15 protein-coding genes and 2 pseudogenes are annotated in these 21645 nt (G+C 62.1%); 6 read left to right on the top strand and 11 right to left on the bottom strand.

From position 1 onward, the window contains the following. Positions 1-66: 66 nt before the first annotated feature. Both WKW82_RS37385 and WKW82_RS37380 read right to left on the bottom strand, forming a co-directional pair. On the bottom strand, positions 67-1122 hold the full coding sequence (locus WKW82_RS37385; RefSeq protein ID WP_340348296.1) for a beta-keto acid cleavage family enzyme: 1056 nt from the start codon (positions 1120-1122) through the stop codon (positions 67-69). Between the two features lie 46 nt (positions 1123-1168). Beyond that, the gene (locus tag WKW82_RS37380) at positions 1169-1549 is read right to left on the bottom strand and encodes a carboxymuconolactone decarboxylase family protein (protein ID WP_340348295.1); all 381 of its coding nucleotides are present in this window, start codon (positions 1547-1549) and stop codon (positions 1169-1171) included. 146 nt (positions 1550-1695) lie between these two features. Here WKW82_RS37380 and WKW82_RS37375 point away from each other — a divergent pair, with 146 nt between their 5' ends. Beyond that, the gene (locus WKW82_RS37375) at positions 1696-2715 is read left to right on the top strand and encodes an AraC family transcriptional regulator (protein WP_340348294.1); all 1020 of its coding nucleotides are present in this window, start codon (positions 1696-1698) and stop codon (positions 2713-2715) included. A gap of 198 nt (positions 2716-2913) precedes the next feature. Here WKW82_RS37375 and WKW82_RS37370 read toward each other — a convergent pair whose 3' ends face one another. From WKW82_RS37370 to WKW82_RS37360, 3 genes are all read right to left on the bottom strand, one after another. Beyond that, positions 2914-3525, bottom strand: coding sequence for an IS630 family transposase (locus WKW82_RS37370; RefSeq protein WP_340348293.1), 612 nt, complete (start codon positions 3523-3525; stop codon positions 2914-2916). Next, complete coding sequence (locus tag WKW82_RS37365; RefSeq protein ID WP_340348291.1) at positions 3455-3979, bottom strand: winged helix-turn-helix domain-containing protein; 525 nt, start codon at positions 3977-3979, stop codon at positions 3455-3457. The genes WKW82_RS37370 and WKW82_RS37365 overlap by 71 nt, the downstream gene beginning before the upstream one ends. A gap of 237 nt (positions 3980-4216) precedes the next feature. After that, complete coding sequence (locus WKW82_RS37360) at positions 4217-5197, bottom strand: LysR family transcriptional regulator (protein ID WP_340348289.1); 981 nt, start codon at positions 5195-5197, stop codon at positions 4217-4219. A 169-nt stretch (positions 5198-5366) separates the two neighbouring features. Here WKW82_RS37360 and WKW82_RS37355 point away from each other — a divergent pair, with 169 nt between their 5' ends. Genes WKW82_RS37355 through WKW82_RS37345 form a run of 3 tightly spaced genes read left to right on the top strand, consistent with a single transcriptional unit; the run spans position 5367 to position 9270 of the window. Continuing rightward, positions 5367-6347: a tripartite tricarboxylate transporter substrate binding protein gene (locus WKW82_RS37355; RefSeq protein WP_340348287.1), complete on the top strand. Its 981-nt coding sequence runs from the start codon at positions 5367-5369 to the stop codon at positions 6345-6347. After that, on the top strand, positions 6344-7837 hold the full coding sequence (locus WKW82_RS37350) for an amidase (RefSeq protein WP_340348286.1): 1494 nt from the start codon (positions 6344-6346) through the stop codon (positions 7835-7837). The genes WKW82_RS37355 and WKW82_RS37350 overlap by 4 nt, the downstream gene beginning before the upstream one ends. Continuing rightward, positions 7834-9270 carry an FAD-binding oxidoreductase gene (locus WKW82_RS37345; protein WP_340348284.1) on the top strand — a complete coding sequence of 479 codons (1437 nt, stop codon included), beginning with the start codon at positions 7834-7836 and terminating at the stop codon, positions 9268-9270. Before WKW82_RS37350 ends, WKW82_RS37345 begins: the two co-directional genes overlap by 4 nt. Positions 9271-9736: 466 nt before the next feature. Here the strand turns inward: WKW82_RS37345 and WKW82_RS37340 are convergent, their stop codons facing one another. The 3 genes and pseudogenes from WKW82_RS37340 to WKW82_RS37330 form a co-directional block, all read right to left on the bottom strand. Beyond that, a complete protein-coding gene (locus WKW82_RS37340; RefSeq protein WP_340348282.1) occupies positions 9737-10633 on the bottom strand; it encodes a LysR family transcriptional regulator in 897 nt (298 codons plus the stop codon). A 237-nt stretch (positions 10634-10870) separates the two neighbouring features. Next, on the bottom strand, positions 10871-13828 hold the full coding sequence (locus WKW82_RS37335; protein ID WP_422823681.1) for a Tn3 family transposase: 2958 nt from the start codon (positions 13826-13828) through the stop codon (positions 10871-10873). 126 nt (positions 13829-13954) lie between these two features. Next, a pseudogene (locus WKW82_RS37330) lies at positions 13955-14482 on the bottom strand (IS630 family transposase); the annotation flags it as partial. A 345-nt stretch (positions 14483-14827) separates the two neighbouring features. On the opposite strand from WKW82_RS37330, the gene WKW82_RS37325 reads away from it, so the two are divergent. Further along, positions 14828-15187: a cupin domain-containing protein gene (locus WKW82_RS37325; RefSeq protein ID WP_237677822.1), complete on the top strand. Its 360-nt coding sequence runs from the start codon at positions 14828-14830 to the stop codon at positions 15185-15187. 118 nt (positions 15188-15305) lie between these two features. Here WKW82_RS37325 and WKW82_RS37320 read toward each other — a convergent pair whose 3' ends face one another. Further along, positions 15306-16145: a helix-turn-helix domain-containing protein gene (locus WKW82_RS37320; protein WP_340348280.1), complete on the bottom strand. Its 840-nt coding sequence runs from the start codon at positions 16143-16145 to the stop codon at positions 15306-15308. A 48-nt stretch (positions 16146-16193) separates the two neighbouring features. Next, on the bottom strand, positions 16194-16904 hold the full coding sequence (locus tag WKW82_RS37315; protein WP_340340127.1) for a GntR family transcriptional regulator: 711 nt from the start codon (positions 16902-16904) through the stop codon (positions 16194-16196). Between the two features lie 353 nt (positions 16905-17257). On the opposite strand from WKW82_RS37315, the gene WKW82_RS37310 reads away from it, so the two are divergent. Further along, entirely contained in the window at positions 17258-20755 is a 3498-nt protein-coding gene (locus WKW82_RS37310; protein WP_340348279.1) for an indolepyruvate ferredoxin oxidoreductase family protein, read from the top strand. Between the two features lie 474 nt (positions 20756-21229). On the opposite strand, the pseudogene WKW82_RS37305 reads toward WKW82_RS37310, so the two are convergent. Beyond that, positions 21230-21538 (bottom strand): annotated as a pseudogene (locus WKW82_RS37305) (transposase); the annotation flags it as partial. Positions 21539-21645 lie beyond the last annotated feature (107 nt).

The following is a 21645-nucleotide window of genomic DNA, read 5'->3' as shown; positions in this document are numbered from 1 at the left end:
CTTGGCTTCCGTGCGGCGATCAGTTCTGCTCGCCCCCCGCTGGCAGACAGCGGCGGGAGCGCGGCCTCAGGCGGCCACGCGCATCGGTACGCCGCGTTGACCCTGGGCCCGGTTCGGTGCGAACCCGATCCGCGCCAGCGTCTCCTCGGTGCTGCGGTAGGTCTCGCCGATGCGGTAGATACGGCGCGCTTCGTCCCCGCTGGCGACATCGCGGTTCAGTTCGCGTGCGATGCGCACCATCATCTCGATCTGCTGGACCGACGTCATGCGCTCGCCGGTCGGCCCGAACAGCGTGTCCTCGATGCCCACGCGCACATGCATCCCCATTGCGATGGCCATCGTGTTCATCGGATAGATGTGACGGTTCAACGTCTCAAGCGTGAGCACCGCCCCGTCGGGCGTGCGGCGCACGAACTCCATCATGTCCGCCGGATTCAGGCCGGCGAAGCCGCCACCGATCGCCACGTAGTTCAGGATCAGCGGACCCATGTACACGCCGCGCCGGATGAGTCGCTCCACGGTTTCAAGCTGGCCCACGTTGCCGAGCATGAAGTGCGGCTGGATTCCGCTGGCCGTGAGGCGCTTCAGGTGCTCGACATGCCACGAAGGATTCGATGGCACGATCATGTCGGTGTAGGCTGCCTGCAAGGCCGGATTGGTGAGCGAGGTGCCAGCAACATCGGCCTCGGTCATCAGCTCCATCACGTTCATCTGGTTGGTGTTGATGGCGATCGTCACCTGGTCCGGACGTGGGTTCAGGTCCGCCAGCATGTGGCGGGTGTCGTCCGTCATCCACTTGGCAGCCTGGCCGTCATCCTCGGGGGCGAAGGAGATCGAGCCGCCCACCTGCAGGATCATCTTGGGCACCGCTTCGCGAAGGCGCGCCAGCATCTCGTTGAACTTGGACAGGCGCTTGCTGCCCTTGCCGTCTTCTTCACGTACATGCACGTGCAGCACGGTAGCGCCGGCGTTCCAGCAATCGACCGCTTTCTGGACCTGATCGTCCATCGACACGGCGATGTCGTCGGAGTCGCTGGCGTCCCACTGGGGGCCGTAGGGGGCGACCTGGATGACCAGGGGTTGCTGGTTTTCAGGGAGGAGGGAGTCGTCGAAGAATTGCATGATGTTTTGTCCTTGGAGTTCGGGAAGTGGAGCGGGTGGGGGTGGCTCAGCGCGCTGAGGCCGAGGCCATTTCGTCGAGCAGGATGGGGGCACCGATGCTCATGCTGTGGATGCCGAGCACGCTCACGCACTGCAGCACGGCGGTGATCTCTTCCTTCGTCGCGCCGAGTTCCAGCGCCTTGCGGATGTGGCGACGCACGCCAGGCCCATACATATGGGTGCACGAGGCGTCCACCGCGATGGCGAGGAATTCAACTGTCTTCGCGTCGAGCACGCCCGACAGCATCGGCGCCATGGCCATCGACATGAATTTCTCGGTCCATGCAGGGTCGAGCTCGGCGAAGGGTTCCCAGTTGGGATTCCAATTGCCGGTGCTGCGCAAGCGGTCGCAGACTGGCGTGGAGGTAGGTACGTTGAGTTGATCCATCGAGTCGTGTCTCCTTGAGGTTGTTGCTGCCCGTGCCTTCACATTGGCAGTGGATTCGGAAGATTGAATTGTTCCGGGCAAGGGGAGATGCCGATTGACCTGCTGTGACATTCTTTTAACCTGCTGTGACACCCCGCGGTATCCCTATGTCTAACCTCGTTCGCAGTGCCAGCCTGACCAACTATCCCGAGGTCGCGCGTGCGGTCGGACTCGATCCCTTGGTCCTGTTGGCCGGGGTGGGACTGAGTTCGGCGTGCCTGCACGATCCCGAGATGCGCATACCGAGCTATGCAGTGCGAGACCTGCTGGAGGCGTCGGCCAAGGCCAGCGGCGTGGACAATTTCGGTCTGCGGATGGCCGAAACACGGCACCTCTCAAACCTTGGTGCCGTGGCGCTGATGGCACGCGAGGAGCCCACGGTGCGACGCGTCGTGCGAGCGATGATGCGATACAGCCACGTGCTCAACGAGTCGTTGTTCGTGGAATTGGAAGAGGCCAATGGCATCGCCGTGATGCGGGAAGAATTCCTCGTGGGCCAGGGCGGCTCATCGCGTCAGGCGACGGAACTGCTCGTAGGGGTGACATTCCGGAGTCTGAAATTCTTCCTCGGCCCGGCATGGAACCCGTTGCAAGTCTGCTTCTCGCATGCACCGCCGCGCGATCCGAGCCTGCACTTTCAGCTCTTCGGCTATGGCGTCTATTTCGGACAGCATTTCAATGGGATCGCCTGCACGGCAAGCGACCTGGATGCGCCGAACCCGATGGCTGACCCTGTGATGGCGCGCTACGCACGCCAGGTTCTCGAAGCGTCCGGCGGTTCGACGCGCATGAGCGCGGCCGACAGCGTGCGCAACATACTTCTGGTGCTGCTGCCCTCGGGACAGTGCTCGATCGAGCAGGTGGCGCAACAATTGGGCGTGGACCGGCAGACAGTGCACCGGCGACTCGTGCGCGAGGGCACCGCGTACCGCGATGTTGTGAATACGATCCGTCGCGAACTGGCCGCGCACTACCTCGACGACGGCACGCGACCGCTGGCGCAGGTGGCTGAATTACTCGGGTTCTCTGCGCTGAGCGCTTTCTCGCGGTGGTACAAGCAACAGTTCGGCGAGGTTGCTGGACTGCGACGCCGCGCGAACGTCGGTGCAGAACGACCCCAGGCGTGAGCTTCGGCTTGTGCCGAGCCCATACGCTTTTCAGATGTCGCTTGTGGGCCCGGAGCGGCCCTTCAGCATCAAGAGAAGCTGACCTTCGTCAAAGTTACCGGGCGGCCATATGCGGACCTTGGTCTGCGCATGCGAAGCGCACGTGAAGACTTTGCGGCTTTTCGAATTTCACTGCGGAATGGCGGTTGCTGTGTGATACTAAATTGCGTTCAAAGATATAGAAGTTATCCAGTCGAACCCGGTCATTGACTGGGTTCGTGCTGGATTGGATTCGAGAGCGACGAGTCCTCTGGTCAGAGCACGTTCGACGGCATCCAGATTGGCAAAGACGTGGTTGGCGAAGCAGTCCTCGCGCAGCGACTCCCACAAGTGCTCGGCGGGGTTCAGCTCCGGGCTGTAAGGGGGCAGGAAGAGCACGCGCATGTTCTTCGGAACGACGAGATCGCCCGCGATGTGCCAGCCCGCTTGATCCATCACCATCAAGATGAACTCCGCAGCGTGGCGCTGTGCCACTTCGCTCAGGAACAGCGACATCGTCTCGGCGTTGACCCAAGGCAGCACGAGACTGTCCAGTACACCGTCGTGCGGGCTGACGGCGCTGAAGGCATACAGGTACTTGCGCTCCAATCGCGCGCCGACCACCGGCCGCGTGCCGTGAGGCGCCCAGCAGCGCCGGGGGATGCCCAGCAGGCCGAACCGGCCCTCGTCCTGGAACATCAGGCGCACCTGGCGCCCGCATTCAGCCTGGCGCGCGACCTCTCGGCGTACCGTGCGGCGAAGGTTTTTTAAAGGCGGCTTGTGCCGCCACATCCGACTTGGGGTGTCGGGGGCGCGGCACCACCTTGCGCCAACCGTGGCGATCCAGCAGTCGATAAACCGTGGAGGGCGCCACCTCGTTGCCCAGTTGCTCCTGATAAGCCTGCTGGATCTCCGCCACCGTCAGCATGCCTCCCGCCTCGGCACGCGCGACGAATGGCGCCAGAAGTTGCTGCTCTTGCTCGGGGGTGAGGTGCTGGTGATGCCGGCCGCCTCGCCCGCGCAGTTCGAAGATGGCATCTCCCTCCTTGGACCAGCGCGAGTGAATCACATGCACCGTCCCGGTCGACCAGCCCAACAACTGGGCGATCTGCTGCGCCGAACTACCCAGCGTCGCGCGAATGAGCACGCACTGGATGCGTTGGTACTCCGCGTGACTGCCGGCTTGCTTCAGGCGCTCGGCCAAGCGTTCAACAGTGGGCTTGTCGCCCACGATCAATGTCTTCATCCACGACTCCTTGAAGTTCGTGGAACGACATGATATCTAAATTATTGAACGCAAATTGGTATGAAGCAGCACTTTCGCACCTTTCTTCGCGAGCGGCCGGTCTACCTTCGAACCTCGATCTCCGCCGACGTCGCCAAGTATGAACGGCAGTTTTCCCACGCCGCGCGCAGCGACGCTCTGGGGCCCATGCCGGCTGTCATGAAGAAGGCGATCGCGCCCAGTTCGAGTCAGGCGCGATCATGCTTCATATCGCGAATTGCCATGATGGCCTTCTATCGTTGGGCCGCCAAGGTCGCTTGCCCCGCACACCTCCCGGGATCCGTCGAACACGCCGCGGATGGATCGTTGGACGAGTTCGAGCGCGGGCGACGTCGATCGATGGGCCAGCCGCACCATGGCGTAATAACCCACCGGCATGGGGGCGTGCAAGCGCATGATCACTGGCGCGATCAAGCCCGCCTCGATCTCCTCCTGCAGGATGGAGTAGAGCGACAGGATGACTGCGTCCGTGCGCAGAGCCAAGTCCCGCAGGACCTGGTAGCTGTCGCAGAAGTGTGTGATCAGCAACGATGGGTGGGCGCGGGGGCCCAAGGCGTCCACCAGGCGCCGACCGAAGGCGGCGGTTGACCCCACGCCCGCGACCGGATAGGACGCAAGTTCCTCGACGACGATCTCCTGCCGATCCGCGAGCGGATGACCGTGACGGACCAAGAAACCGCCCTCCTGGGGAGCCAGTTGTTCGACCTCGAATCCTCCGGGTGTTTCCAGTGAAGTCGAGTCGAGCACGATGAGGTCGAATTTCTCCGCCTGCAGGCCAACGACCAGATCCGCGTTGCTGCCGATCCTGGCGTCGATGTGCAGGTCGGGGCGCGAACGTGTCACTTCCACCAACAGGGGCCTGAGCAACACGGCGCCAGGTGTTGGACTCGTGCCGATCCGGATCTCGCCCAAGTCTCCCGCCGTGAACAATTCGACCTGGCGCCGCAGGTCCTTGGCATCCGCCAGCATCTTTTGCACGCCCGGCAGCAAGAGGCGGCCTGCCGGCGTCAACACGGTGCCATGGACGAGGCGGTCGAACAGCGCGATCCCCAAATCCGATTCGAGCGCCTGGATGCTGCGGCTCAACGCGGACTGGCTCAGGTGAACCGCCTCCGACGCCTTGTGGAAAGTGCCCTGCTCGTATAGCGCGACGAAGTGCTCCAGGCGGCGCAAGTCCATGGGTCAGTATATGCACAAGGCGCATCGAGCCGATGCAAAAGATGCGCTAGGCGCACCGCACCTCCCGTTCCTAGAATCCGCTCGCTCCCGTCCGCAAGTTCACCGCGCACGTCGATCCAAGGAGCACTTGACCGCAATCACGCCGTACGGGCACCACCTAGGAAAATTCATGTCACTCTCGTCCACTGCTCGCCGATGCGTCTTCGCGGTCGCCGCGGCTCTGGCCCTGTCGAGCGCCGCGCTTGCCCAGTCCTTCCCGACGAAAACGGTGTCCTTGATGGTGCCATACCCGGCGGGCGGCGCCTCGGACTTCCTGGCGCGCCAGATTCAGACCGAATACCAGAAGCAATTGGGCCAGCCGATCATTGTCGAGAACCTCGGCGGCGTGAGTGGTGCCCTTGGCACGCAAAAGGTCCTCAATGCTCCCGCGGACGGACACAGCCAAGTCCTGGTCACTCCGATCGAGGCCATGCTCGCCCCCTTCAGCATGGCGGCGGTGAAGTACAAGCCCGAGGATCTCAAGCTCGCGACGCTGATTGCCAACACGCCGATCGTGCTCATCGCGCGAAAGGACATTCCTGCCAACAGCATCGAAGAACTCATCGTTTGGGCCAAGGGCCGCACGGTCTCGTACGGCAGCGTGGGCCCGGGCTCCCTGTACCACCTGCTCGGCGAGAAGCTGTCGGCCAAGACGGGAATGGAGATGCTCCACGTGCCCTACAAGGGCGGCTCGCAACTCATCACGGACGTGGCCGGGGGCCAACTCGACGTTGCATTCTTTGCCTTGGCCGGACCCGTGCCCGGCATGCTCAAGGACAACCGCGTCCGCGCCATCGGCGTGACCACCATCCAGCCGCTTCCCGCCTGGCCCGACTTGAAGCCGCTTGCCCAAAGCAAGCAGTTGACCGACTTCGTGTTCGACATCTGGGCGGGCATCGCCGTGCCCCGCAGCACGCCCGATGCGGTCACCCAGCGCATCAATCAGGCTGTCGTTGAAGTGCTGAAGATCCCGGCAGTGCGAAGAAACGTGGAAGAGTCCGGCGCGACGGTCGCCAAGCCCATGTCGAGCCAACAACTTGACGACTACTACGCCGCCGCAACCGCGGAATACCGGCAGCTTTTCAAGTCCATCAAGCTGCAGCCTCAATGAACGACGTCTCATCCCACAGCCGGAGCGCCACGGCTCCGGTAATGCAGCCCGCGCACGCCTTGCTGCGCCAGATGCACCGGGGCGAGTGCTCCAGCAGCGAGATCCTGCAAGACCAGCTCGCACGCATCGAGGCGTCAAATGGAACCCTCAATGCGGTCGTCGTTCTCGACGCCGAGCGAGCGCGCCAGCGCGCCGAAGATTCCGATGCGGCACGGCGGCGCGGAGAGATGTGGGGTCCGCTGCATGGCCTGCCGATCACCGTCAAGGAATCGTTCGACGTGGCAGGCCTGCCCACGACGTGGGGCTATCCGCAGTTGAAGGACAACGTGGCCACGAGTCACGCCGTTGCGGTGCAACGATTGGTCGACGCCGGCGCCATCGTGTTCGGCAAGACCAACGTGCCGGTCGCCCTCGCGGATTGGCAGACCTTCAACCCGTTGTACGGCACCACCAACAATCCTTGGGATTTGACGCGTGGGCCGGGGGGGTCTTCGGGCGGCGCGGCTGCGGCACTGGCGGCGGGTTTCACCTCGCTGGAACTGGGCAGCGACATCGGGGCTTCGATCCGCAATCCGGCCCACTATTGCGGCGTGTACGGACACAAGCCAACCTGGGGTGTCATTCCCATGCAAGGCCACGAACTGCCGGGAGCGGTCTGCATCGACACGGTCGACATCGGCGTCGCCGGGCCGATGGCACGGTCCGCACGCGACCTGCGCTTGATGCTCGATGTGCTGACCGCGCCCGTGCGCGCCTTCGCTCCGCAGGGCTGGATGGATGCCGGTTGGCGCGATCAGGGCAAGCCAGTCGAAAGCCTGAGGATCGCCGTCATCGCCGACGACCCGCTTGCCCGCGTCGACCACGCGATCGTGGAACGGTTTCACGAGCTGGCCAACTTCCTGCGCACACGCGTGGCCACGGTCGACGAAGATCGGCGGCCGGTGGACAGTGCCGAGGCGCGCGTGGTCTACCTGCACCTGGTGCGCGCGGCCACCGGCGCCTTCATGGACGACGCCGCTTACGACGCGGCACGGATCGCAGCTGTTCCCCTGGCGCCCGACGACATGAGCTACCGCGCATGTCACTACCGCGGCAACACGCTCACGCATCGCGACTGGTTTCACTATGACCAACGCCGTGCCGCGCTCAAGCGGCAATGGCAGGCCTTCTTCTCGGACTTCGACCTGGTGATCTGCCCGGTCGCGACGACCACGGCCTTCACCCACAACCAACAGGGCCAGCGCTGGGAACGCATGCTGAATGTCAACGGTACGCCGCAGGAGAGCACGGACTCCATGTTCTGGGCCGGGTATCCGGGCGTCGTGGGCTTGCCCGCGACCGCCGTTCCGATCGGGCGCGACCGCCAGGGCCTGCCTTTCGGCGCACAGATCGTGGCGCCGGCGTTCGCCGATCCTCTGGCGCTGCGCTTTGCGGAATGGTTGGAGCGTGAGTGGTATGCGTTCCAGGCGCCGGACCTGCCGGCGCCATGAGCAACGAACTGATTGGCAAGCTACGCGCCATCGTCGGTGCGCGCAACGTCCTGACGCGGAGCGACCCCGGCGCCGATCTCGTCGCCTGGGAGCGCGATTGGCGCAGTCTGCAGCATGGCCATGCCCTGGCTGTCGTGCGGCCCACGACCACTGCGCAGGTGGCGCAGGTCGTGAAAGCATGTGCCGCCGCAGGCATCTCGCTGGTGCCGCAAGGTGGTAACACCGGTTTGGTGGTGGGCGCTACGCCTGACGCAAGCGGGCAGCAGGTGGTCCTAAGTTTGCTGGCCATGACGCAGGTGCGAAAGTTCGACGCTGCCAATGCCAGCGTGACGGTCGAGGCAGGCTGCGTGCTGCAGCACCTTCAGGCGCTTTGCGAGCGCGAGGGGTACCTCTTTCCGTTAAGCCTGGGCGCCGAGGGCAGTTGCAGTATCGGCGGCAATCTGGCAACCAACGCGGGCGGCACGCAAGTTATCCGCTTCGGCAACGCGCGCGACCTCTGCCTGGGGCTGGAGGTTGTGACCGCCGACGGGGAAGTCTGGAGCGACTTGTCCGGCCTGCGAAAGAACAACACGGGGTATGACCTGCGCAACCTGTTCATCGGCTCCGAAGGTACGTTGGGCATCATCACGGCGGCCACGCTCAAAATCTTCCCGCAACCAGCCGCAATGCTGACATCGTTCGTGGCCGTTCCCGACGTGGCGTCGGCCGTGGAATTGCTGAAGCTCGCGGGCGATCGCCTGGGCCCCGGCCTGACCGGCTTCGAATTGATGAATCAGCAGGGGCTGAGCCTCGTTGCGCGCCACTTTCCGCAGCAGCGGGTACCGCTTTGGCAGGACGCCCCGTTCTGCGCATTGCTGGAGGCCTCAGATCACGAATCGGAAGAGCACGCGCGGTTGCTGTTCGAGCGATTGCTGGAGACCGCGTTCGAGCGCGGACTGGTTTCCGATGCGGTCATCGCCGAAAGCATCGCGCAGTCCCGCGCGCTATGGCACGTGCGTGAATCAATCTCGCTGGCCCAGGCCGAGGAGGGCGCAAACCTCAAGCACGACATCTCTCTGCCGATCTCATCGATACCGCACTTCGTCCAGGAAGTTGGAGGGCGGCTGCAAGACCGCTACCCTCTGCTGCGCATCGTCAATTTTGGACACCTAGGCGATGGCAATCTGCACTACAACATTCAGGCGGCAGAAAACGACCACGCGGGGTCTGCACTGCACGCCGTGCAGGAGGAAGTCACTGCACTGGTGTACGACGCCGTGGCACGGCACGACGGCGCGTTCTCCGCGGAGCACGGTATCGGCAGCCTGAAGGTGACGGAATTGCGCAGATACAAGCCGCCAAGCGCCGTCCGCCTGATGGAGAAACTCAAGGATACGCTGGACCCAACCAATCTTCTGAATCCGGGTCGGGTACTGGATGCGGGCCGATCATGACTGCTTTGCCTCTGAGTTCAGTCGTCGATCCAGCGATCTCGTTGTCGCCCCGGGCGACTGGAATTGGCCTGACAGAGTGAGTTGACCGAGCGTCCGATGGACAGCAACGCTGCGGACGAGCCGGACAGCGGTCGATTCCGAAGGACCGAGATGGGTCGAGACCGTCGTCGAGCGGCCGCTTTCTGCATCCACAGTGAATGGCTGGTGATGGCCGATCTGAGGCGGTAGTCAAGCCTCGACCACGGCTGCTTGCGCTGCAAGGCAAGAGAAAGACGTTGTCAAACGTCGCGAGGTGGCCATGGCAATAGTTCAGTGCTCGGGGCAGCCACATGACATGTCTATCTGGGCGATGCGAGACATTTGAACTTGGCTTTGACAGGCGCGAGCCAAGCTGTCCGATGTATGTTCAACGCCGCAAGCCGAGAGAGCAGACCCGATGATGTTGAACGCTCGGAGCTCACGACCGCTACTCTGCCCCCGCTCGAAGGATCTCAAGAAAGCGCGCTGCGAGAGGCGAGAGCATGTGATTCTTGCGCGTGACCGCGCCGATGGCCCGCACAAAGCGCGCCTCCGCGAAAGGCAACGGCGCAAAGCCCTCACCACCCGGACCTGCCAAATTGGCTTCGCTCATGAGCGCCACCAAGTCACTCTGCGCGAGCAGTCGGCTCAGCGGCGCGGCCGTGTTACTTACCTCGACCGCGACACGCGGGGGCGGGAGGCCGGCCTCCGCCAACCTTGCCTCGACCCCGCGGCGGGCCGCGACGTCGGGACCGGGCAGCATCCAGTGCGCATCCACCAGGTCCTGTAATCGCACGCGTCGGCGCGACAGCAGCGGATGGCCCTCACGCACGACCATGCAGAGGTCGTCCTTCATCAGCGGCAGAGCCTGCAAGTCGTCGGGCAACGCCCGCGGTATCGCGTTGATGCTCAGGTCCAGGTCGCCAAGTCGCAGCGCGGCGAGTAGCGTGTCGTTCAGGTTGATCATCAAGCGCAGCCGCGCGGCAGGGCGCTGGTGATGCAACTGCAGGAAGGCTGGCACGAACAGGCGATCCGCGTAGAGCGGGGACACGCCCACGCGCAGCGTGCCCATCGCGCCCAGGTGAAGGTCCGCAGCCTCCTTGATGGCGTCGCCTAGGCTGGCCCGCAGGGTATGCGTGCGCTGGCGGAACTGCTCGGCCACTGGCGTAAGCGTCATGCCGCGCGAGCCTCGCTCGAATAGTGGAAAGCCCAGTTCTTTCTCCAGCCGCTGCAGACCCTTGGTCAGCGCCGGTTGCGACAGGCTCAGTGCCGCGGCAGCGCGGCGCACCTGCCCGTGCTCGGCCACTGCCAGGAAGTAGTCGATGTCGTCCAGTCGCAGGGCCATGGCGCCGCTCTGTGGGGTAATCGTATTTTTCTCGCAAATTGACACGGTCACCGGAAAGAACTCTAACGATGACAATCACTTGCAGAAATGTATCCCTCCGGTTGGTCCGGATTTTTGGTGCAGATTGACACGCTCCAGCCGAAGTGACGAAACGCGCCGGGAGGGCCTTTTAGACTGCCGCGGTTCGCCGGCCTAGGTGTCATTCCGCACGGGCCGCCGGTTAGGTTCACAGAGATGTCATGCACCACTTTTGGCGATCGCTTTGCCGGCGGCGCGATCGATCAGTACGTCCGCGTACCTCTCGACATTGAACTTGAACGTGCCCCTGAAGTTGATGTGCGAAAAATGTGCCGGCCCAATGCGGCGCAGCCAGTCCTCCTTGATCTCAAGACCGTCATCTTTGAGGCGGGCCACAACGCCATCCATACGCTTCGTGTTCCACGCCAGCACGATGTTCGTTAGCAGGGCGTGTGCACCAGAAATGGCAATCATCTCCTGTTGGCGCCGACCTCGCTCCTGCGCCACTTGGCCGCCATGGATCGCGCGTTGCAGTTGATGTACCGATTCGCCACGATTGAGAAGCGTGTGGATCTCGCGGCGATAGTCGGGAATCGCAAGGTAGTCACACAAGAACAGCGTTCGCAGCAGGCGACCGAGGTGGTCTGCCGCACGGTGCAACGGATCGCCGATTGCCGCCGATCCCAGCCGGTGGATGGCATGTGCCGCGGAAGCCTTGCCAGCGCGAATGGAAGCGACCATGCGCACGAGTTCATCCCATCCACGCTCGATCGATGTGATCGAGACCCTGCGCAGCGTCACACTGTCCAAGCTGTCGGGCACCGGCCAGCCTCTTGGAACGAGAAGCTTTCGCTCTCTCAAGTCGCGGAGTCGCGGGCACAGGTCGAATCCAAGAAGCTTCGCGAGCGCCATGGCCACGTTCGTGACGCCATGCGTATCCACGGCAAGTAAAGAGACACGGATTCTGTCCGCAGAGCGATTGTGCTGCTCGACACCTTCGACGGCCACGCCGGCCTGGCGCTCGTTGAGCACGATCGGCTGGTCGTAGAACAAGCCCCAGCGGTCGCGAACGTGGGTATACATCCCGGCCGCATATGTGCGCCGCCGCGGATCTACCCGCGCTGTCCATAGGTGTCGGCTGGCGTCCATCGCCATCATGTCGGCCGACCCCTTGGTGCCGTCTCCCCATAAAGCGGCTATGGGCAATGTGTTCTGGTATTCCGAGACCCTCTCGTTAGCCCGGCGCAGCCTTCCACTGAACTCGATCGCCCGCATCGCGGTGGCGATGTGTGCCGCGTCGATGCCCGGGATCATCGAGCCCACGCCCGCGGCGTCCATGTCGGTTCCGTGCGCGAAGAGGGCGCCATAGACGGCGAGCAGTTCGTTGTTCGAAGTGGGTCGCCGTGCCAGCAGCGCCTCGCTGAAGTGTGTCGCCGCGTCGACCTCCATGACGAGATCTGGAAGTTGCACCCGACCAATGTGTTTGAAGACGGCCTCCCTGGTCTTTCGCGGCTCGATCTCTTCGTCGAGCGGAAGGATGGGCGGCAGGTGCAAGAGCCTGTCGGCGCCGATCTCCAAGTGTCCACGTTCGGCGGCCTCGGCAAGCGCCGAGAGGCAGACCGACATTCCTGCCAGGATTGGCGTCAGGAATTCCATCGCCTGCATTGGCAGCCCGAGAAGCTGATAGTGCTGTTCCTTGGTGCTGGCCCAATCGCTCTCGGCAATGAGCAGCGATTCGCGCGCACGGAAGGTGATCGAGTGATTCACCCAGGCGCTTCCGCGGCGCAAACTTTTCCGCAGAGCCATCATTGTGCTGGCCTCGAATGAGCGGAAACGACTTTGAGCGTCCAAGTCGTTAACGATCGCATTCCATGCCACGCCCACCGGCGGTAGTTCGAAGTCGGGCGGGACTTCTTTGATATTCAACGCGTGGAGTTGCGACCAGGCCTTCCATTGTTCGTGCCCTCTGTCGCCCGCCGCGCCGGCAAAGTCGATGTCGCGAAGACCCGCCAGGTGCGCATGCACGCGACGACTGTCCTCTGCCAACGCCCGACGCACCTGGGAGGCGAAGGAACAGGTGCTTGCGTCACTGATGCCATCCAGCAAAGCGCGCGCCTCCAGCACGCGGTCGCGCCAAGACTTCGTTTCGTCGTGGAGCACCTTTTTTGCGCTGACGGCTTGGTGCAGCGCGGTGTCTTTGCTTCGCAAGCGGCCTTTTTGGACCCGCTCGGCCGCACGGCGAAAAAGATCCTGACTGCGGCGCGACGCTTGCAATAGCGCCATGTCGGTCAACTCCATCAGGGTCACGCGCAGGAAGCAAGCGACCTCCACGGTTTGGCGCTGCCGCTCGATGCGCGCGGTCATCGACGGGCGGCGCATCATGACGTGAACGGCGTACGCCTTCTGTTTGCTCAACGCAATGGGTTCGAGCGCCCACAGGTGCGCACCAAGTTCCTTCAAGGCACGAATCTTCGCGAGTGTCTCGGTCACCGTGCTCGGCGCGTGGCGCTTGGGCGGCGTCTTCAGCCACTCGATGTGGCTGACCATCGAATCGGGCCGCAGCGAATAGGCCCAGTCGATTACTTTGCGCAGCGCCGCCTTGCCAATCGCCACCTCAATCGTGGCGGCCATTGCCGCCTCCGTCGCTTCGAAGGCCTTGCGTGCTAGATCCGCCACGCGCCGCGGCCCCGGGATGATGATCCTTCGGTCGTAAAGCCACATCCGCGCACTCTCGCCCAGATCGTCTGGATGCGCGGCCTCGAGTGCAGCGACGGCGAGGACCTGCTCAAGCTGCTTCACCTTGGCGTCGTCGAAGTCCTGCAGCCCCAGGTAAGTTCGTGACCAGGCTTGATGTTCGTACAAGGTCTGGCGGCGTTCGTATAGCGACCGCAAGGTAGCAATGCTCACCGCCGAAGTTTGCAGCGCGTCACATACGGACCGTAACAGCGTCTTGGGGACCGATGCGAAGCGGTCCATGGGTCGCCCGCTTGCGCGCAGGAAGACCATCTGGATGGCCGCAGCAACGCGTCGATCGTGGCGGAATCGCTCGCTGATCGCATTGACGTCGTCCTTGCTCAGACAAAACGCCTGCTGGACATCGAACTCGGACATCTTGGCAGGCAAATTCTCCACGCCGATAAAGCGCTTGGCAAACGACGACACGAGGAAGTGCTCCAAGAAGTTGGAGCCGCGAATCTACTCCTGACACGAACGTGTGAGGCCGCGGTTACAAACCGCAGCATCAAGTCGCAAACTCCCGCCTGCACGTGACCGTGTCAATTTGCGGAAAAAATACGTTTACCCCACGCACAGCACCATCGCCATCAAGGGCGGATCCATGTAGAGGCCGACGATGTCGCGCACCTTCTCGACGAACATCGGATCGGTCGACAGCTTGAACGTCTCCTGGCGATGCGGCTGCAACCCGAAGGCGCGCCAGATGCGCGAGACGGCCGTCTGCGAAAGCCCGGCTGCGCTGGCCATGGTGCGCGTGCTCCAGTGCGTCGCGCCGCGTGGCACGCTCTCCAGCGTCTTGGCGATCACCGCATCAACGCGCGCATCGTCGATGGTTCTTGGCGCGCCAGAGCGCGGCGCATCCAGCAGGCCATCGAGTCGATGTTCGACGAACCGTGCCCGCCACTTACTCACCATCTGCGGCGTGACGCGCTGGCGCGCAGCAACCACCTTGTTGTCCTGACCGTCGGCGCAGGCCAGCACGATGCGCGCTCTCAGCGCCAGGGCCTGCGCTGTCTTGCGTCGCAGCGTCAGCGCCTTGAGTTCTTCACGTTCGGCGTCCGTCAAAACCAGTGTCGCTTTGGGTCTTCCGCTCATTGCAGCCTCGTCGAGTACACACGGTACACGAGAGACTTTGACGCTCAGGAATAGTTCAACGAACTTCTAACTCACAACACTAGAGCGCCCAGTGCAAGCTGTCGGCTGGTGTCATCACCCTCGTCGACTACCAAGTCATTTCATGAGACGTATCGATAAGTCCTGAGCCTTGGCGACAAGGAGCGAGGGGTTTGGATAAGCCCTTTCCGTACTCGTGCGCCAAGATTCAAATTCAGAGTCCCGGTTCGCGCGTTGCCACGATGATGCGCCGATAGCGACTCTGAGATGGAGGCCATCGTGCCGTACTGAAACTTGGCTATTAGCCGTTTTTAGCGAGACAAAATCATGGAGACAACGCAAGCGAGCAAAGAGGCCGGAGTCGGAAGCAGGAAGCTCTTTGAGAACGACAAAATCATCGTTTGGGACTTTGTTCTGCCCGCAGGCGAAGAGACCCCTGTTCACACGCATGACCATTCGTACATGTGGTTCGCAGTCCAGGGGGCGCCTCTTCAAATCTACGACGAGCATGGGAACGACGTGGGCCTGTTCCCGGTTCCCACCAACGGCATCTTTGAGCTCAAAGTCCAAGACGGCACCATTGAGGTGATGTCGGAGATTGGCAAGGGTGTCAAAGTACCAGCAAAACACAAAGCAAAGAACGTCGGGACCGAGGACTACCGAGAAATTCTGGTGGAGTGGAAGTAGGCCTTTCAGCTCTTCCAGCTGGCAAACCACGCTGGCGCTCCAAGTGTGGGCGTCAGTAGCCGAACCTTCGCTCAGGCAATCCCATTCAAACGGATGGGAGAGCGCCCGCGAGATGTCTTCAAACGACTTCGAGAAGTTTGCGGTATTTGCTGGGCGCAAAACCCTGCATCCCAACGAAGAAGCGCGTGAAGTTTCCAGCCGTATCGAATCCCAGGTCAAAGGCAATGTCCTGCAGGGCGATGTCGCGCTGAGCAACCTTCTGCAGGCTCGCTTCCATCTTCAACATGCTCAGAAACAAGGTGGGCGGCAGTCCGGTCGACTTTTTGAAAAGCCTGAAGAACTGCGCGCGTGACAACCCAGCTAAAGCCGCCATGTCCTCAGGGCTGCTGAGCAAGTCACCGTCGCCAAGCATGCGTTCGACAATCTTTCGAATGCGCGCGTCGTAGTCGCGCTCAACCCGTTCGCTTGCGAGCTGAGGGAGCGTTCGAGGAGGAGACAGCGTGAGAATCTCCGAGAAGATGGATGCGATGAGGTTCTCCATGTCTTGCACGTTCGGCGGCTCGAGCTGCCCGAGCGCATCGAGGACGTCGTCGCGTCCTCGTGCAAGGCGGGGACTCAGAACCTCCACTGGACGCTCGAAGAACTTGGGATGGGTGCTTCCCGCGAAGCGACGGTCAACCTCTTTCAACCAATGCGGGTTGAGGTAGAAGGCGAGCAGGACGGTCTTGGCCCCAGTCTCTCTGTAGTGGTAGTAGTGAGGTTCCCACGCGTTAATCATGAGTGCGCTTTGCGCCGTAACGGGATACTCCTTGGCACCGACGCCAAACTGAATGTCCGCCCCACCTATCTTGAAAACGATGTGACATTCTCTGTGCGCATGGAGGACCATGGAATGGTCCAGGCGCACGAGTACGGCCCTTCCGAATCGGCCATGAATGATGCGTAGAGGGTCGGACATCGAAATCTCCCGAAGAACTCAACCGCGGTTACGACTACCCAAGCCTTGCTACGCAGTCACTTTTTCTGCCTTGGAAGAGCGGTCGGCGGCCTGAAGCGATGCCGATGCTTCAACCAAGAAGAAGCGGGCAACCATTTCCCTTGTGATTTCGATTGCCCGCTTGAGGCTCATGTCGATGTGGTCGGTGAGCGTCTGTAGCGCTTCCTCGGTCTTTCGTAGTGCGATGAAGTCGATGACGTTCATATGCGCATCGAACGACGTAAGGTTCCACGACGACAGCTGCTCGATGTCTACGTGGCGAGCGACGTGGATTCGACGCGTGACGATATCCATGAACGACATGATCTCCTTGTTGTGCGAGAGCGCAATAAGCCTTCGGTGAAATTCTTCATCGGCGAGAACCATGTCTCCGGTGGACATCGCCGCGGATTGCTTCATCACGTCGATCCAGAAACCCTTAACCGAAGCGATGTCGGCGTCTGATGCGCGCTGGATTGCCAGCATCACGGCTCGACGCTCCAGGGCGATGCGAACTTGGTAGAGGTCAAAGACCTCGTCGACGCTGATGGCCTTGCGGTAGAACCCCTTGTTCAAAACGAACTCCAGCAAGCCTTCTGCAGCAAGCCGATTCAGAGCTTCCCGGAGGGTGGCCCTCGCAACACCAAACTGCTCACCGAGTTGCTTTTCATTGATTCGGGCGCCCGGCCTGAAGTCGTACCGCATTGCCCGGTCGCGTAGCTCGTAGTAGAGCCGCTGCACGTTGCTCTCGTCCTTGACTGTCGCAGCTCTCGCAGGCTGCATTTGCTTGGTCTTTGAGGACTTCACGGGCTGGACTGGTTCGAGACCGTCGTTATTCCGCTTCCTTCGCCAACCGCAAAGCCGTGCGCCTTGCCCCTGGAGCGCAGAGAGCTTCTACCAAGGGATTTCCATGACGCCGATTGCATATTCATGAGCTCAAAAGATAAGTGTCGACACTTGTACCGACATAGAGTTATAGAACTTTTACCGGCCTGCTTCAAATGCGAGGTTTCCCTATCCCAGCGGCATTCGGCGCTCGAGCCCTGTCGCCTTCGCGAGGCGCGCCGGTCCGGTCTCAACCCTGAAAGGTCCGAATGAGCCTTCACCCAGTCAGCCTCGACGACAAGTACACCTTCGCCCATGGTCGGGTCTTCATTTCTGGTACCCAGGCACTGGTGCGGCTACCGATGACTCAACACATGCGCGACCGGGCGCACGGGCTCAACTCCGCTGGATACATCACCGGTTACCGCGGTTCGCCACTCGGCACCTTTGACGAGCAGCTCAACAAGGCTGCCAAGCCTCTCGCCGCCCACAACGTCGTGTTCGTGCCAGGTGTAAACGAAGACCTGGCTGCCACGGCGGTCTGGGGTTCGCAGCAAGCCGAGGCCAGCGGAGAAGGAAAGTACGACGGCGTGTTCGCCATGTGGTACGGCAAGGGGCCCGGCGTTGACCGTACGGGTGACGCCTTCCGGCACGGGAACCTGGCGGGCTCATCGAAGCATGGCGGCGTCCTGGTCCTGATGGGCGACGACCACACCTGCGAATCCTCGACGACCTGCCATCAGAGCGAGTTCGCGATGGTAGACGCCATGATTCCCGTGCTGAGCCCCGCCGGCGTCCAGGAAATCCTGGACTTCGGCCTTTTCGGCTGGGAACTGTCTCGCTACAGCGGTTGCTGGGTCGGCATGAAGTGTGTCAAGGACACCGTGGAGGCTACCGCTTCCATCGACGTCGACGTAGACCGCGTTCGCATCGTTCTGCCCGACAACGTGGAAATGCCGGCGGACGGCCTGAACCTCCGCCAGCCCGACACGCCGCACGCCCAGGAAGCCAGGCTGCACCGGCACAAGCTCGAGGCCGTGAAGGCCTTCGCGCGAGCCAACGCCATCGACCGAATCGTCGTGGATGGCGCCTCGGCGAAGCTGGGCATCGTCACACACGGGAAAAGCTACCTCGACGTGCTGCAGGCCCTGCACGACCTGGACCTCACTGAAGAGCAGGCGGGCCAGTTCGGGCTCCGCATCTACAAGGTCGGCATGACCTGGCCCTTGGAGCCCACCGGGGCCGTGCGCTTCGCGGAAGGGCTCCAGAAGGTCATCGTCGTGGAGGAGAAGCGCAGCCTGCTCGAGACCCAGTTCAAGGAGCAGCTCTACGGAAAAGTCGGCGCGCCCGCCATCATCGGGAAGCTCGATGAGGAGGGACAAAGCCTCTTCCAATCGGAAATGGCGCTCGACTCTAACCAAATCGCGGTCGCCATTGCCGAGCGCCTTCTGCAGCTTCACGACGGCAAGCTTGAAGCCTTGCGCCAACGGCTCGATGAGATTCGCTCCATGCGTGTCCCAAAAGGCGTCATCGACATCCTGTCTCGCAGCTTCTACTTCTGCAGCGGCTGTCCCCACAACTCGTCGACGGTGCTCCCGGAAGGCAGCAAGGGCTACGCTGGGATTGGGTGCAGCTGGATGGCCCAGGCGATGGACCGCTCCACCACCGGGTACACGCAGATGGGTGCTGAGGGTATGTCGTGGGTCGGCGAGGCTCCGTTCTCCAAGCGCCAGCACATGTTCCAGAACATCGGCGACGGGACCTACTTTCACTCGGGTCTGCTGGCCATCCGAGCCGCAGTCGCGGCGAAGACCAACATCACCTACAAGATTCTGTTCAACGACGCTGTGGCCATGACGGGAGGTCAGCGCCACGACGGACCGCTTGACGTTCCCACCATCGCGCACCAAGTCCACGCCGAGGGCGTCAAGCGCATCGTGGTCGTCAGCGACGAGCCCGAGAAGTACCCTGCTGGCATCAATTGGCCCCAGGGTTTGACCGTTCACCATCGCGACGACATCAACGTCATCCAGAAGGAGCTGCGGGAGATTGAGGGAGCTACCGCGCTCATCTACGACCAGACCTGCGCTGCGGAGAAGCGACGCCGGCGCAAGCGCGGCAAGTTTCCGGACCCAGCCAAGCGACTGCTTATCAACGACCTCGTCTGCGAAGGGTGTGGCGACTGCGGCGTGAAGTCCAACTGCGTGTCGGTCCAGCCGCTCGAGACAGAGCTAGGTCGCAAGCGGACCATTGACCAGTCGTCCTGCAACAAGGACTACTCCTGCGTGAAGAGCTTCTGCCCCAGCTTCGTTACGGTGCTTGGCGGCTCGCTTCGCAAGCCAGAGCGAGTCGCCGACTCCGGCGGCCTGTTCGTCGCTCTTCCGGAGCCAGAACTGCCATCGCTTGAGCGCGGCGTCTACAGCATCCTCATCACGGGCATGGGCGGCACCGGCGTAGTGACCATCGGCGCGATTCTGGGAATGGCTGCTCACCTTCAAGGCCTGGGCTGTGGCATCCTGGACATGGCAGGTCTTGCGCAGAAAGGCGGCTCAGTATGGAGCCACCTGCGGTTTGGCAAGTCGCCCGAGGCCATCAAGACCATCCGCATCGCGGCCGGAGGTGCAAATCTGGTACTGGGGTGCGACATGATTGTTGCCGGCAACTCGAAGACGCTGGCCGCCACAAGCAAGGGCCGCACGCGCATGGTCGTCAACACCCAGGAGACGATGCCGGGAGAGTTCTCTCGCAAGGCCGACATGCAGTATCCGCGAGGTAGCTTGCAGCGCAACATCGTGGATGCGGTCGGCGCCGAGGGCGCAGACTTCGTGGAGGCTGGGCGCATCGCAACAGCACTGCTGGGTGACGGCATAGCGGCGAACATGTTTATGCTGGGCTTTGCCTACCAGCGCGGATTGATTCCCGTGACAGCCGAAGCGATTGAGAAGGCCATCGAGCTCAACGGCGCGCAGCAGCAGATGAACCGAGACGCCTTTCTGTGGGGACGCCGTACGGTTGTGGACCTTAATGCGGTCGAGCGCATGTTGGCGAACCTCCAGGCCGACCACGGCGCAGGACTCTCGCCCGCAGTCATCGAGGACCTGGAAAAGGCCATTGAGTGGCGCACGCGCTTCTTGACGGACTACCAGAACGAGGCCTATGCCGCGCAATACGCCAGTTATGTGGAGCATGTTCGCAGCATCGAACACAGCAGCTTCCCCGGTCGCACCGACCTCACTCGCGCCGTAGCGAAGTACTACTTCAAGCTGATGGCCATCAAGGACGAGTACGAGGTGGCTCGCCTCTACACCGATACAGGCTTCCTGCAGAGCGTCGAGCGCAAGTTCGAGGGCGATTTCAAGCTGGTGTTCAACCTGGCTCCGCCAATCCTCTCGAAGCGAGACTCCGCAACCGGCGAGCCCAAGAAGCGCGAGTTCGGGCAGTGGGTCATCCCCGCGTTCCGGATTCTGGCGAAGCTGCGTTTCCTGCGTGGAACGACCTTTGACGTCTTTGGCCGCACGGAGGAGCGCCGAACGGAGCGCGCTCTGATTGTGCAGTACAAGTCCATGGTCGACCAAGCGTTGTCGGTCATCGCCTCAACGCGAGACGCCGGTCACTACGACGCGGCAGTCAAGCTGGCGAAGCTGCCGGACGGTATCCGTGGATATGGTCATGTCCGAGCGCGCGGAATCGCAGCTGCTCGTGAGCAGGAGAAGGTACTTCTCGAGACGCTTCAGCGTCGAGTCATAGCGCTGAAGAAGGCGGCGTAGGATGTTCCAAGCGGGTGATTGAGATGCCGCCGGGGTTGAATTCTTATGATGAAGGTCGACTATTTCGAACAGTTGGGCATCGAACTCGCTCCCCTCGTCGATGCCACGCTGGCTGAGCGAGTAAGCACAGAGGCACGCAGGGCGCTTAGCAAGAATGACATGCGCTTCAGCTCTTCTACGCGGGCTTACTCGTACCTTGTATCGCGCCAAGGAAGTGGCTCAGCATCTCGACGTATTCAAGGAAGCTTGGGCAATGAAGCCGCGTGCACCGCCTCAAGATCGAGCCGTGCAAGAGGTCGCGCTTTCGGAGCTGTGGTTGGCGCTGCCTCCGCCGTGGTGAACCAGGTATTTGAAGTTGGACTTGACCCTGTTGCGCGGACGGGTTGAGACTTGATTCTCAAGTCGATAGATTGGCCTGCAACGCAGACTTGTCCACCGGCGGCGTGGCGCATGCCACGCAGACGCCGACGGTGGTCAAGTCGTGTTCGAGGCGAGGCGGTTGCTTGGACTTGCTTTGTAGTTCCTTTCAAATGCGGCCGGCGAGATCTGTCCGAGTGCGCTGTGGCGTCGGCGCGGGTTGTACCAACCCTCGATGTAGGTGAACAGCGCCAGTCGCGCCTCGGTCTTGGTTTGCCAACTGCGCCGGTCGATCAGCTCGCATTCGAGCGTGGCGAAGAAGCTTTCGGCCATCGCGTTGTCATAGGCATCGCCGACGGTTCCCATCGACGGCCGCACGCCCATCTTCTTGCACCGTTCGCCAAAGGCGATGCTGGTGTACTGCTTGGGTTCAAGGAGTCGTCGCAACACGAGTTGCTTGAGCGTCGGATAGTAGGGCATTCAGCGCTTCGGCAGGCGTTCTCCAGCCCAGGGTTTTACGAGGCCTTCCATTG

Origin of the sequence: Variovorax rhizosphaerae (assembly GCF_037889975.1) — a bacterium.
GTDB classification, from domain to species: domain Bacteria; phylum Pseudomonadota; class Gammaproteobacteria; order Burkholderiales; family Burkholderiaceae_C; genus Variovorax; species Variovorax rhizosphaerae.
This window is presented reverse-complemented; position numbering and strand designations above follow the sequence as displayed.